This is a genomic window from Kocuria sp. (assembly GCF_030536815.1).
In the GTDB taxonomy this organism is placed as follows: domain Bacteria; phylum Actinomycetota; class Actinomycetes; order Actinomycetales; family Micrococcaceae; genus Kocuria; species Kocuria gwangalliensis.
The window spans coordinates 1753-14462 of the sequence record NZ_JAUNPE010000054.1 but is presented as its reverse complement, the minus strand read 5'-3'; the positions used below and the strand labels follow the sequence as shown (position 1 = coordinate 14462).

The 12710-nt window shown below is 65.0% G+C and carries 12 protein-coding genes; 5 read left to right on the top strand and 7 right to left on the bottom strand.

Annotation, left to right across the window (positions count from 1 at the left end; translation table 11 throughout):
- Window positions 1–163 precede the first annotated feature (163 nt).
- On the top strand, window positions 164–988 hold the full coding sequence (locus tag Q4E95_RS06875) for a uroporphyrinogen-III synthase (RefSeq protein ID WP_303382612.1): 825 nt from the start codon (window positions 164–166) through the stop codon (window positions 986–988).
- A 104-nt stretch (window positions 989–1092) separates the two neighbouring features.
- Here the strand turns inward: Q4E95_RS06875 and Q4E95_RS06870 are convergent, their stop codons facing one another.
- The 3 genes from Q4E95_RS06870 to Q4E95_RS06860 form a co-directional block, all read right to left on the bottom strand.
- Entirely contained in the window at window positions 1093–1908 is an 816-nt protein-coding gene (locus Q4E95_RS06870; protein WP_303382611.1) for a sirohydrochlorin chelatase, read from the bottom strand.
- A complete protein-coding gene (cobA, locus tag Q4E95_RS06865; protein ID WP_303382610.1) occupies window positions 1905–2987 on the bottom strand; it encodes a uroporphyrinogen-III C-methyltransferase in 1083 nt (360 codons plus the stop codon). Before cobA ends, Q4E95_RS06870 begins: the two co-directional genes overlap by 4 nt.
- A gap of 134 nt (window positions 2988–3121) precedes the next feature.
- Window positions 3122–4150 carry a glycosyltransferase family 2 protein gene (locus Q4E95_RS06860; protein WP_303382609.1) on the bottom strand — a complete coding sequence of 343 codons (1029 nt, stop codon included), beginning with the start codon at window positions 4148–4150 and terminating at the stop codon, window positions 3122–3124.
- A 281-nt stretch (window positions 4151–4431) separates the two neighbouring features.
- Here Q4E95_RS06860 and Q4E95_RS06855 point away from each other — a divergent pair, with 281 nt between their 5' ends.
- Together Q4E95_RS06855 and nhaA are read left to right on the top strand one after the other, a co-directional pair.
- Window positions 4432–4929: a DUF2505 domain-containing protein gene (locus Q4E95_RS06855; protein ID WP_303382608.1), complete on the top strand. Its 498-nt coding sequence runs from the start codon at window positions 4432–4434 to the stop codon at window positions 4927–4929.
- A 122-nt stretch (window positions 4930–5051) separates the two neighbouring features.
- Window positions 5052–6332: a Na+/H+ antiporter NhaA gene (gene nhaA, locus Q4E95_RS06850; protein WP_303382607.1), complete on the top strand. Its 1281-nt coding sequence runs from the start codon at window positions 5052–5054 to the stop codon at window positions 6330–6332.
- Here the strand turns inward: nhaA and sufU are convergent.
- From sufU to Q4E95_RS06830, 4 genes are all read right to left on the bottom strand, one after another.
- Window positions 6329–6802, bottom strand: a complete 474-nt coding sequence (sufU, locus tag Q4E95_RS06845; protein WP_303382606.1) for a Fe-S cluster assembly sulfur transfer protein SufU — start codon at window positions 6800–6802, stop codon at window positions 6329–6331. The two genes, nhaA and sufU, sit on opposite strands and share 4 nt — an antisense overlap.
- Complete coding sequence (locus Q4E95_RS06840; protein WP_303382605.1) at window positions 6799–8094, bottom strand: aminotransferase class V-fold PLP-dependent enzyme; 1296 nt, start codon at window positions 8092–8094, stop codon at window positions 6799–6801. The genes sufU and Q4E95_RS06840 overlap by 4 nt, the downstream gene beginning before the upstream one ends.
- A gap of 173 nt (window positions 8095–8267) precedes the next feature.
- Window positions 8268–8852: an aminoacyl-tRNA hydrolase gene (pth, locus tag Q4E95_RS06835; protein ID WP_303382604.1), complete on the bottom strand. Its 585-nt coding sequence runs from the start codon at window positions 8850–8852 to the stop codon at window positions 8268–8270.
- Between the two features lie 194 nt (window positions 8853–9046).
- Window positions 9047–9676 (bottom strand): 50S ribosomal protein L25/general stress protein Ctc, encoded by a 630-nt coding sequence (locus Q4E95_RS06830; protein ID WP_303382603.1) that lies wholly within the window; start codon window positions 9674–9676, stop codon window positions 9047–9049.
- Between the two features lie 441 nt (window positions 9677–10117).
- Here Q4E95_RS06830 and Q4E95_RS06825 point away from each other — a divergent pair, with 441 nt between their 5' ends.
- Both Q4E95_RS06825 and Q4E95_RS06820 read left to right on the top strand, forming a co-directional pair.
- Complete coding sequence (locus Q4E95_RS06825; protein ID WP_303382602.1) at window positions 10118–11596, top strand: sugar transferase; 1479 nt, start codon at window positions 10118–10120, stop codon at window positions 11594–11596.
- A gap of 250 nt (window positions 11597–11846) precedes the next feature.
- Window positions 11847–12710 (top strand): GH25 family lysozyme (locus tag Q4E95_RS06820; protein ID WP_303382601.1); only part of this gene is annotated, 864 nt, incomplete at its 3' end.

The following is a 12710-nucleotide window of genomic DNA, read 5'->3' as shown; positions in this document are numbered from 1 at the left end:
AAGATGTTGGCGAACGTGCGGTCCTCGGTGAGCGCGGTGTGCAAACCGGTCAGGGACATGTGCGGGGTACTCCTGGTGTGAACGGCGAAATCCCCACGGACGGTGAGGGACGCGCCCCAGCCTACTCGCCGCCACGGACACGCTCAGCTCGTACGCTGGAGACATGAACGCTCACGCAGAGGCACCGCTGACCGGCCGCACCGTGGCCATCACCGCGCACCGTCGCGCCGACGAGCAGGCCGGCGCCTTCGAACGCCAGGGGGCCCGCGTGGTGCACGCGCCGGCACTCAAATTGGTTCCCACGGACCAGGACGACGCCGTTCTGGCCGCCACCCGCGAGATTCTCGCCACCCGCCCGGACACCGTGGTGATCACCACGGGATATGGACTGAAACGTTGGCTGACCGTGGCCGAGACCGCGGGTCTGCACGAGGATCTCGTGCAGCTGTTACGCGACAGCGCCGTGTACGCCCGCGGGGCCAAGGCCAAGGGACAGTTGCAGTCCCAGGAGATCTCGTGCGAGTACGTCGGCCAGTCAGGACGCACCAGTGACCTCGTGGACACCTTGATTTCCCGGAGTGCGCGCGGGACCGTGGCCGTGCAGGTGCACGGCATCACCGATGCCGAACAGCTCGCGCGGCTGTCCGAGGCAGGCTTCCGTGTCCTGACCGTGGCCCCGTACGAATGGGCGTCCGCGGATGAGGGCTCGCGTTTGGCGGATCTGACCCGCTCGATTGCCGCCGGAGAGGTGGACTATGTGACGTTCACCGCTGCACCGGCCGTGGACGCGCTGTTCGACGCCGCCCGCACCGCCGGGACGTACGAATCGCTGTTGGGTGCGCTGAGGGGTGGTCGGTGCACCGCGGTGGCCATCGGCCCGGTGTGCGTTCAGCCGTTGGAAGAGGCCGATGTTCTGGCCGTGGTGCCCGAGCGCTTCCGCCTGGGTGCCATGGTGCGTGCGGTGTGCGATCACGCCCGCGCGGATTAGTCGTAGGACACGGTCGCTACTGGGCAGAACGTGTATGAGGCCCGGTCATGCCCGGGGTTGCGGTCTGTCGTGCTCGGTTCTGCGCAGAAAAGTCTCCGGCCCGACTATGGACGAATGGCTTGTTCGTAGTGCTCGATCACGAGCTCGGTGAGTTCGGGCGGCGTGGGTGCGTTGGTCAGCAGCAGGGGCGCAGCCGTGATGTCGGCGCCGGCTTTCATGGTCTTGTTGTGGAAGAACCCCGGGGCCAGAAGATAGGTGGCCACCAGGACCCGGCCGTTCTTACCCCCTCGGTCACTCACCGAACGGCTGGTCGAGTTCTTCGCTGACTCGCGAGCCTCCGCGACCGCGTCGTGAACCGTGGGTTCCGCCGCTGAAAGGAAGGCTGTTCGCACGGGAACGCCTAGTTCGTGTGCAAGGTGGTCAGCGGTGACGCGGCAGTCCCGCACCGCATCCGGTTCGGAGGATCCGGCGGCGGCCATGATCACGGTGTCGTCCTCGGTGATCGGCTCTGCGCCGTGTTCTCGCAAGGCCTCGTTCACACGCCGGGCCATGATCACGGACAGCCGCGGATCCGGACCGAGGGCCGCAGCCACTCGGTGTTGCGGATTCCCCTTGATGGCCCGGGCCATATCCACGTACACGTGGTAACCGGCCGACAGTAGCAGCGGGACGATCACGGCGGGCTGGTCGGCCAGCTCGCGGGTGCGGTTCGTCAAGCTCGGTTCCTGGACGTCGACCCAGGTGTCGATCACGCGAACCGGTTCGAGTTCCGCGCGGACCTCCGCGACAAGGTGCGCCACGGCGGCTTGTCCGGAGGCGTTTCCCGTGCCGTGGGAGCAGGCCAGCAGAACGGGCCGGCCCGCGCCCGCGGCCGGCACCCCGCCGTCGGACGGTGCGCTGGGTCCGCAGCTGATTGTCATGGCCGCGCCACCCGTCCGGGACCCGGTACGTTCGGACCCGGCGGGGCACCGTGGGTGAGCGCATGCACGACCGGGCCGATCACCGTGACGGCGGGCGAGGCGCAGCCGGCGGCGGCGGTGTCCACCACAGCGGTGGCGAGTGTGGTGACCGTGCTGCGCCCGTCGGGGCTGAAACCCTTCTCCAGGACGGCCAAGGGGGTGTCACCGGCCAGTCCGTGCCGCGTCAGTCCGCTGACCGTCTGGGGCAGGGTGGCCACACCCATGAGGAGCACAATGGTCGCCCCGGAGCGGGACAGTCCCGCGAGGTGCTCCAACTCCCGCTCGTCCAGGGGGTCGTGTCCCGAGACCACGGTGAAGGATCGGCTGAGTTCACGGAAGGTCACCGGGATTCCGGCGTGCTCCGGCACGGCAACCGCGGAGGTGATGCCGGGGATCACGTGGACATCCACCCCCGCCTCTCGGCAGGCCAACAGCTCTTCTCCCCCGCGTCCAAAGACGAACGGGTCACCGCCCTTGAAACGAACCACCGTCTGACCCGCGAGCGCGGCCTGGATCATCCGGGCCTGGATCTCGGACTGCGGAACGGGGTGGTGGCCGGGACGTTTACCCACCGGAACCACACGCACACCCGGGGCCAGGTCCTCGGTGACCTCCGGGGCCAACCGGTCCGCGAAAATCACGTCCGCGTGCGCCAACGCACCAAGCCCCGCCGCGGTGATGAGCCCCGGGTCGCCGGGACCACCGCCCACCAAGGTGATACTGCCGCCGATGGTATCCGCGACCCGCTCGACGGCCACCGGCAACGCTGCGCCGGCGGCCGCGAGGGCGCGGCGCCACGCGACGTCGGCGCCGGTGTCGGTGTCGGCATTGGTGTCGGACAGTGTGTTCACCTCAGCCGCGGGGAGCGCCACGACCGCGAAGCCCACTCCCCGCAGCGACTGTTCCGACAGTTCCTCCGGACGGTCGAATTCCACCACTCCGGCCGCGGCGCGCTGGTACGTGCCGCGCAGCCGCTGCGTCAGTGGGCGAGGTCCCAAAAGGGCCACCGTCGCATAGCCGAGGTCGACGTTGGCGTGCATGAACTCTCCCGGGATTCAAAGCGTGACCCCGGGGACCCGGGGCGGTTCGCAGTCGATGCTATCGGTGGGAGCCGTCGTTGCCCGAGGCCACGCGGTCCGTGGCGATGAGCATTACCTCGCGTGACGATCCGCGCTCAACAATGCATGCGCTCGGCGCGCCCCACGCTACGATCCGCCGCGCGTTGACGGTTGACCAGCCAACGCGAACCGCCGGGCAGGCTCGCGATCGCGGACTTGACGCGCACACGGCGCTGCATGGGCAGCATCTCAGCGGCGCGCTTCAGGTGATCCGTGGCGTCCTCCCCGCGACCCTCGTGCAGTGCCTGCTCAGCCTCCGACGCCGCGGGCGGAGACCCGTTGTTGAGTCGCCGCAGCACTTTGGCCCGTTCCTCGGTGCTGAGTTTGTCGCCGAATCGACGCAGGGTCTTGCGCAGGGCAAGCTCTTCACCGGCAGTCACACCATCTCGTTGCTTATGCATGGATTCGCCGGTCCACGACATGATGCGGGTGACCTGCTTGACGCGGTCGAGACGCCACCCGGAATAAATGGCCCGCAGCCACAACTCCCAGACCTCCACGTTGACCTGCTCCGGGTCGAAGACCCCCACCTCCGGGAAAAAATACCGGGGAAACAAGCCGTGCAGACTTCCGAAGTTGTAGTCCAGGATCACGGACCGCTGCCGCCGGGGGCGCGGCATCTTCTCCCGGTGCTGCAATTGTCCGGTGGTGATCCCACCCGTGGTGCACCGGAAAGCATTGGCGTACACCACCGTCCGGGAGCCACTCTCACTCGTGGCCACGTCCTCGTAGCGCGCCAGGAGAGTAGCGAGGTGGTGCGGTAGCAGGGTGTCCTCCGCATCCACGAAGGTGATGAAATCCCCCCTCACCGCCCCCAAAGCCGTGTTGCGCGCGGCGGCGCAGCCCGCGTTCTCCTGCCGCAACACCCGGATCTCGCGGCCCGGCCTGCTCAGCGCCCCATAGCCCTCCAGCACCCGCGACGTGTTGTCCGTGGAGCCGTCATCCACGATGACCACTTCGATGTTGCGATGGGTCTGTCGCAGCACGCTGCTGATGGCCTGCCCCACCACGTCCTGGCCGTTGCACACCGCAATCACCACGCTGATGAGCGGTTGTTCGAGTTCAATGCCCGTGTAATTGCCCACGTGGTTCCCCTTGAATTCATGGGCACGCTCTCCCCTGCGTGCCTCCCGTCCAGTCTAGGAACACACGCCGGATGTTGACCCCCGGAGATGCGTCCCCTCATCGGGCCACGAATCCGGGAAATCCAGCGTTCCATTGGGGAGACCGGGCGATTGAAATTGCCTGCTCCGCAGTGAGCGGACAGCGCCGTTGCGATTGCTCTCAGCTGTTCGCACCCAACATGGGCCTAGGATGGTTGCGCTGGCCACAACGCGTTTTGCGTACATCGACTTCAAGGAGAACCATGCCTGTCAACGCCTCCACCACCATCAAGGCCCCGCTGGACACCGTGCTCAACACCTTTGTGGACGAGGCATTCGTCCGCCACGTGAGCGACCGCGCGGGTACAAAGTTGGAGTCCTTCGAGGTTTCCGGTGACACCAACACGGCATTCACCGTGACCACCGTGCGCACCATGTCCGCGGACAAGCTCCCCGATGTTGTCCAGAAGTTCGTCAAGGGCGCCATCAAGCTCAACCAGGTGGACACCTACGACGCTCCGGCCGCTGACGGTTCCCGCAACGCCCGCACCGAGATCAAGGCACACGGGCTGCCCGTGGGAGCCAATGCCACTCAGACCCTCACGTCCACCAACGACGAGACGCTGGTCGAAGTGACCGGTGACGTGGTTGCCAACATCCCCCTGGTCGGCAAGAAAATCGCCGCCGCCGCCGAGCCCTACATCGGCAAGGCCCTGACCCTGCAGGCCCGGGCCGCCGAGTCCTGGATCGCCAAGAACTAATCATTCACGCACCGCGTGATCACCGGGGGGCACTTTCGCGGCCCCCCGGTTTTTAGTCCGCAAACCGATATGATTGCCCGAGATACCGGCAGACCGAATGGAGTTTGGCATTGAATGTGGCCGTGAACAATCCGTCACACGCGAGCAAGCTGGGGTCCTACCTCCGGCAGGACACCACGGGCGGCCTGTTGCTGCTGATCGCCATGGTCGCCGCTCTGGTCTTTGCCAACTCGCCGCTGGGCGATTTCTACTTCGGAGTGCGTGACGCACATGTGGGCATCGGAGTTCCCGGATTCGACCACACGGTGGGTGAATGGGCCGCCGATGGTCTGCTGGCGGTGTTCTTCTTCCTCACGGGTCTGGAACTCAAGACCGAATTCGTCAATGGCGAGCTGCGCAACATTCGCAAGGCCATGCTGCCCGTGGTTGCGGCCGTGGGCGGCGTGATCATGCCCGCGTTGATCTACCTGGGCATCAACATCGCGGCGGGAGCAGAGGACACGGCCATGCACGGCTGGGCCATTCCCACCGCCACGGACATCGCCTTCGCCGTGTCCGTCCTGGCGGTCGTGGGTTCGGCCCTGCCCACCGCCATGCGCACCTTCCTGCTGACCCTGGCCGTGGTCGACGATTTGATCGCGATCATCATCATTGCCTTCGTGTACACGGAATCCGTGCGCGTCCTCTTCCTGGGCGGCGCGGCCGTGTTGCTCGTGATCTTCTGGGTCCTCACACATAAGTACGCCAACTGGTTCATGGCCAAGCACTGGGCCGCCTGGGTGATTCTGTTGCCCCTTGGAGTGGCCACGTGGTGGTTCGTCTACGAAGCCGGCGTGCACGCCACCATTGCCGGTGTGCTGCTGGGCTTCATGGTGCCCGTCATGAAGACCACACCCCGCGTCATTCGTCATGAGGACCCCGAGATGGGTCTGGCCCCGGCACTCGAGCACCGTTTCCGCCCGCTGTCCAACGGCCTGGTCATCCCCATTTTCGCGTTCTTCTCCGCCGGCGTTGCCGTGGGTGGCATCGACGGCATCAAGTCCGCAGCCACAGATCCCGTGGCCCTGGGTATCGTGGCGGGTCTGCTGATCGGTAAGCCCGTGGGGATTTTCGGCGCGGCCTGGCTCATGGACCGGTTCAGTCCGGCGGTCAAGGACAAGGACTACACCTGGACCGACATGTTCGGCATGTCCTTCGTGGCCGGTATCGGCTTCACGGTGTCCCTGCTCGTGGCCGAGCTGAGCTTCGGCACCGGCAGTCCCCACAACGACCACGCCAAGGTGGGAATCCTGTTCGGCTCCATGTTGGCCGCCGTCATTGGGGGCACCATGCTGCTAACCCGCAACGCCAAGTACAAGAAGGTCCGAGCCCACGGCGTGGACCCGGACGTCTACGACAACTAAACGGTCTTCGACGCCGCCTGGTTCACGGCATCCTCGACGGCCACCCAGCTGAGCATCGCGCACTTCACGCGCGCCACGAACTTGGACACCCCCGCAAAGGCAGCGGCGTCGCCCAGGATCTCTTCATCCGGAGTCACCCGGCCTCGCGAACGCAGCATGTCGCGGAAGTGTTCGATCATCGTGTCGAGCTCGGGCAGGCTCATTCCCGGCGCCGTTTCCGCCAACACCGACGCCGCCGCCATGGAAATCGAGCAGCCTTCGCCGTTCCATTCCACGGCCTCCACCGTGGGGGCCTCCCCTGCGGTCACGGTCACGCGCACGGTGATTTCGTCACCGCACGTGGGGTTGTACTGGTGCGAGACCCCGCTGCGCTCACCGGCCGATGAGACGTCCTGACTCGTCTCACCACTGCGCTTGTGCGAATGCTCCAAAATAATGCTTTGGTACAGCTGGTCCAGTTCAGCGCTCATGCGCCCTCCGCCCGGAAGTAGCCGCGAACTCGCGAGAGCTCGTCGAGGAAGTGATCGACGTCGTCGGTGGTGTTGTACACATACGTGCTTGCACGCGTGCTGGCCGTGAGGCCCAATTCACGATGGAGCGGCTGAGCGCAATGGTGACCCACGCGCACGGCAATTCCCGCAACGTCCAACAGCTGACCCACATCATGGGCGTGAACCCCGGCCACGTCGATGCTGACCAGGCCCACGCGCTCCACCCCGGGTTCGGGACCGAGGAGACGAACGCCGTCGATCTCCGTGACGCCGCGTGCCAATCGGCGGCCGAGCTCGGCCTCCCACGCCTCGATCCGGTCCATGCCGATCGTCTGTAGGTATCGCACGGCCTCCGCCCAGGCGACGGCCTGGCTGATGCGCTGGGTACCGGCCTCGAAGCGGACGGGCGAATCCAAGTATTGAGCGTGCTCGGTGGTGACCTTGGTGATCATGGAGCCGCCGGTGAGGAACGTGGGCAGCTCATTGAGCAACTCGCGGCGACCGTAGAGCCCGCCGATACCCGTGGGGCCCAGCATCTTGTGCGCGGAGAACACGGCGAAGTCCACGTCGAGCGCGGGAAAATCTACGGGCATGTGCGGCACCGATTGGCACGCATCGAGAACCGTGAGTGCGCCGACCTTCCGGGCCTCCCCCACGATGGCCGGCACATCCGTGATTGCACCGGTCACGTTGGACACGTGCGTGAACGCCACGAGCTTGGTGCGCTCCGAGAGTGTGTTGGCAACTGCCTGCGGCGTGATCAGACCGCGCTCGTCCACGGGGACCACGCGCAGGCTCGCACCCGTGCGGGCTGCCAGTTCCTGCCACGGGATCAAATTGGCGTGGTGCTCAGCCTGGGTCGTGACGATCTCATCACCGGGCCCCACTCGGAACCGCTCCGCGTTCTCGGAACCATTGGAACCCGCGGCCGCGTTGGACATCGCGTAGCTCAGCAGGTTCAGTCCCTCGGTGGCGTTGGAGGTCCACACCAGTGAAGAGGGGTCGGCGCCCACGAAGCGCGCGACCGTGGCCCGTGCGTCCTCAAAGAAATCCGTGGCCTCGACGGCCAGCGTGTGGGCGCCGCGGTGGACTGCTGCGCGATGGTGCAGGGTGAAGTCACGTTCCGCGTCAGCGACCGCCAGGGGCACCTGGGAGGTGGCACCGGTGTCGAGGTAGACCAGCGGATGACCCGCCACCTGCGATTCGGTGAGCAGCGGGAAATCCTGCTTCAGCTGCAGGACCTGCTCGTTGTCCAGGGGGGTTGTGGTCATGACTCCTACTTACGAGCTCTCGCTCATTGACGAACGCTGCGGCCGTCTCCACCGTAGTCCGGTGCGAGCACGGTGACGAATGGTGGTTACGCAGTGTTGAGCCCGCGGCCGCTACGGACCGGGTCGGCGGCGTCACCGGCCGGTGTGTGCTGGACGGAGGACCCGGTCAGCTGTCAGGACAACTTGGCGTGGAAGTACTGTTGGGTGTCGGTCAGCCCCTTAGCGCTCAGCATTTCCACGGCGTCTGCGGCATCGCCGATCACCAGCGGCAGTTCCTTGGCTTCGGCTCCGGAAAATCGCTTGAGCACATAATCAGCGGTATCCATGCGACCCGGGGGCCGACCCACGCCCACGCGAACCCGGATGTAGTCCTTGGTGCCCAGTGCTTTGGTGATGTCGCGCAGCCCGTTATGGCCGCCCTCTCCCCCGCCGCGTTTGAGCTTGATCACGCCGAACGGGAGGTCGATCTCGTCGTGGACGACCACCAGGTTCTCGAGGCCCAGATCGTAGTACTTGAGCAGTGCGGACACCGGGCCACCGGAGGTGTTCATATAACTCACGGGCTGGGCCAGGACCAGCCGGGGAGCGCCAGGGCTCATCCGGGTTTCCGCCACCGTCGCGCGGGCCTTATGGGCGGACAACGTGGCCCCCGCGCGGTGAGCCAGTTCGGCCAACACCATGGCACCCGCGTTGTGCCGTGTTCCCGCATAACGGTCACCGGGGTTACCCAACCCCACCACCAACGTGCGATCAGCCACGTCAGGCCTCCTTCGGTTCGGTGCAGCACCCCTGCGCTGCGCTCATCTGTCGTGACACGGAGTGCGTCGTCTTGACGGTACGCTCCCGGAAGCCTCGCTCACGAAAATACGGCGGCAGGCACCCGTGGGTACCTACCGCCGCGTTCCAACACTTCGCCACGCCGCTCAGCAAGTCCGCGGCGCGAGGGAAGTACTTACTCTGCGTCCTCGGTGGAAGCCTCGTCAGCGGTTTCCTCACCCGCGGCGCTCTCGTCGCCTTCCTCGGGCTCCTCGCCCAGATCCTGCTGGACCGGCTCGGACACGTTGATCACGAGCAGATCCTCTTCAGAGACCAGGGTCACGCCACCGGGCAGCGTGATGTCCTTGGCGTAGACGTGCTCGCCGGGCTCGAGGCCCTCGATGTCGACCACAACGGACTGGGGCACCTTCAGTGCGTCGGCCTCGATCACCAGAACGTTTTCTTCCACGTTGTGCACAGCGGTGGGGGCGACCTCACCCTCGACGTGAACGGGGATCTCAACCTCCACGCGCTCGCCGCGACGAACGGTCAGCAGGTCGATGTGCAGGATTTCGGGGCGAACGGCGTGACGCTGAACTTCCTTGATCATGGCCAAGTGACCCTCACCGTCAACGTTGATCTCCAGAACGGCGTTGGGGTTACGAGAAGCCAGCATCATATCGTGGCCCGGCAGGATCACGTGCAGCGGCTCGGCGCCGTGGCCGTAAATCACTGCGGGGATCTGGTTGTTCTGACGCACGCGGCGGGCATAACCCTTACCGAATTCGGTCCGCAGGGTACCGGGGATGTTGATGATATCCACCATGGTGGAACTCCTTTGATCGTGGGGTATCGGTTTCGTCACCACACTGACCGTCCAAAAGGCGCTCGCACCATTCGTTGAACCGGTCAGCAAACCGACGTGGTGCGGCACCGCATGGTCTCCCGTTCCCGAAAGAACCGGGGAGTTCACGATCCCACCAGCCGTCGTCGATAACGGGGCAGCAAAATATGCCGCCCCCTCGCCTTGGCAACCTCCACAGAATAGCACGTAGTGCCATGCCCGTGGCCGGATTCCAGTTCGTCCCCCGTTGTGCACCCATTGGTCCTAAACAGAAGGTTTCTGGGCGCATTTCGCGCTAGTGTGGAGAATGTGAATCTCGGGGGAGATTCCACAGTGTGGCCGCCTCACATCACGGCCACGCCGACGCCGTGCGGGTCATCACGCACTCCCGTCGATCGTTTTCAGGGGGAGGGAGCAACGATCATGTTCAAGGAGCCAATGGTGCGCCACACGCAAACGTTGTGGCGTGAGAGATACCAGCAGACTCTTCGAATATCCGATGCCTTGGGTTTGGCCGTCGCGTTGGCGCTGAGCCAATTGATTCGTTTCGGCTCGGGGGACGGGTTTCTCGCACTCGGGTTGATTCCCGTTCCGTACTGGCTGGTCGGTGTCATTCTCGGATTCGCGTGGTGGACGTGGTTGGAGTTGCGCGGCACGCGAGGGGTTCGACTGATCGGTAACGGTGTTGAGGAGACCAAACAGGTGGTCACCTCCACACTGGTTCTTTTCGGGACCATTGCCATCGTGTCCTACGCCTTGGACATTCCCACGGCCCGCGGCTACGTGCTCATCGCTCTCCCGCTCGGTCTTCTCACGCTGATCAGCGGCAGGTTACTGGCCCGGCACAGTTTGATGCAACGGCGTTCCAGGGGTCACGCCATGTCCCGCACCTTGGTTATCGGCCGCTTCCCCGGCGCGGTGGAGATGGTCGGTGAATTGCAACGGCGTCCGCACGCGGGCTTGAAACCGGTGGCCGTCTACATGCCGCCGTCACGGCGGGAGATGCCCGAGGAACTCGCGCACGTGGAACTGCCGGTCAATACGTTGGATCCAGGAGTCTGCCCCAGCGTGGCCGGCATCGTGCACGCGTGCTGCGAGAACCGCATTGAAACCCTGGTCATGACCGCCTCCGTTCCGTTGAGCACGCGCGAGATCCGTCACCTGGGTTGGGCTCTTGCCGATGAGCACATTCGTCTGGTCATGAACACCGGGCTGACCGACATCGCCGGCCCGCGCATTCACACCCAGCAGTTGGCCGGGCTGCCCCTCATCCACGTGGCGACCCCGCGCTTCACCCGCTCCAAGAAAATGATCAAACGTGGCATCGACATCGCCGGTGCCTCCTGCGCGCTGATCCTGCTCTCTCCGGTACTGCTGGTTCTGGGCGCGATCGTCAAACTGCACGACGGAGGCCCCGCCTTCTTCGCGCAGGAGCGCGTGGGTATTGACGGCACCCGCTTCAAGATGCTCAAGTTCCGCTCCATGTACACGGATGCCGAGGAACGCAAGGCGGCACTGCTGGCCGCCAATGAATCGGAAGGCGGCGTGCTCTTCAAGATGAAGGACGATCCTCGCGTCACACGCCCCGGCAAATGGATGCGCCGCTACAGCTTGGACGAACTCCCGCAGTTCTTGAACGTCCTGGGCGGTTCCATGTCACTGGTCGGCCCCCGCCCACCCCTGGCGTCCGAGGTGGAACAGTACGAAAAACACGTGTACCGCCGCTTGCGTGTCCGTCCGGGCATCACGGGTCTCTGGCAGGTCTCCGGACGCTCCGACCTGGACTGGGAGCAGTCGGTGCGGTTGGACCTCTACTACGTGGAGAACTGGTCCCCGGTACAAGACATGATTATTTTATTGCGCACCTTCAAGGCGGTTTTCGCCTCGGACGGCGCCTACTGACCCTGCCCGTACGGGTCACCACCAGCTCGGGAATTGCCCTTCATCGCGATAACGCGGTGGAGGGCAATGTCAGTCCTGCCCACGGGTACCAACGATGTGCGATACGAAAAATTTGCGCTGTCGAAATCGTTCCGTGATTGACGCGGAGATTTGATCCTGTGAAATCCGTGAAAATTGTTTAGAATCCTAATGCCCCCCGTGAATTGCGCACCCCCCGCGCATCTCTCCCCCCCTTAGTTAGGTCATACGTGTGATCCCCCCTCGCAAAATCACCCTGCCCGCTGCCGTCACGGCAGCCGTCCTGGCATTCACCTCATTCGTCCCGGCGGTCGCCGCTGAAACACCCAAGGAAAATCTCGACCCCGATCGCGGCAACGTCGTTTCGGTGGAAACCGAAGAACTCGACACCGTGGTCGAGGATCCCCAGTTGCCCAGCGCACCTCCCAAGACCGGCGACAAGAACCCCGGCGCCACCATGGGTCAGCGCATGAAGTCCATGGACGAAACCACGAATCTGTCCGCCGAGTCCGAGGCCGAGCTGGCACAGGTCGAGAAGGAACTGGACATGCAACCCGCCCCGGCGGCCTCGGCCTCCCTGGGTGCGGTGACCCCGAAGACCACCGCGTCCCCGCAGGCAGATCCCTCCAGCACGCAACACGTGGGCCCCGCCGGATCCATGTCGCTCATGATCCAGGCCAACACGTGGCGCCCGGCGGGCATTGCCGGTATGGATGTCTCGGGTTGGCAGCCCACCGTGAACTGGAGCGCCGAGTACTCCAAGGGAGCGCGTTTCGCCTACGTGAAAGCCACGGAGGGAACCGGCTACACGTCCCCCTCATTCGCCTCCCAGTACCGCGGTTCGTACACCGTGGGCATGATCCGCGGTGCCTACCATTTCGCCCTGCCCAGTGTGTCCTCCGGCGCCGCCCAGGCCGACTACTTCGTGAACAACGGCGGCGGCTGGTCCGCGGACGGCAAGACCCTTCCCGGCCTGCTGGACATCGAGTACAACCCCTATTCGAGCTTGGGCAACACCTGCTACAACATGTCCCAGCCGCAAATGAACTCGTGGATCAAGTCTTTCTCGGACCGCTACAAGCAGCGCACCGGCCGC

What these genes read in the sequence shown, in the direction of transcription:
- Q4E95_RS06875 (WP_303382612.1), top strand. Translation starts at nt 164, where the DNA reads ATGAACGCTCACGCAGAGGCACCGCTGACCGGCCGCACCGTGGCCATC.
- Q4E95_RS06870 (WP_303382611.1), bottom strand. Translation starts at nt 1,908, where the DNA reads ATGACAATCAGCTGCGGACCCAGCGCACCGTCCGACGGCGGGGTGCCG.
- cobA (WP_303382610.1), bottom strand. Translation starts at nt 2,987, where the DNA reads ATGCACGCCAACGTCGACCTCGGCTATGCGACGGTGGCCCTTTTGGGA.
- Q4E95_RS06855 (WP_303382608.1), top strand. Translation starts at nt 4,432, where the DNA reads ATGCCTGTCAACGCCTCCACCACCATCAAGGCCCCGCTGGACACCGTG.
- sufU (WP_303382606.1), bottom strand. Translation starts at nt 6,802, where the DNA reads ATGAGCGCTGAACTGGACCAGCTGTACCAAAGCATTATTTTGGAGCAT.
- Q4E95_RS06840 (WP_303382605.1), bottom strand. Translation starts at nt 8,094, where the DNA reads ATGACCACAACCCCCCTGGACAACGAGCAGGTCCTGCAGCTGAAGCAG.
- Q4E95_RS06830 (WP_303382603.1), bottom strand. Translation starts at nt 9,676, where the DNA reads ATGGTGGATATCATCAACATCCCCGGTACCCTGCGGACCGAATTCGGT.
- Q4E95_RS06825 (WP_303382602.1), top strand. Translation starts at nt 10,118, where the DNA reads ATGTTCAAGGAGCCAATGGTGCGCCACACGCAAACGTTGTGGCGTGAG.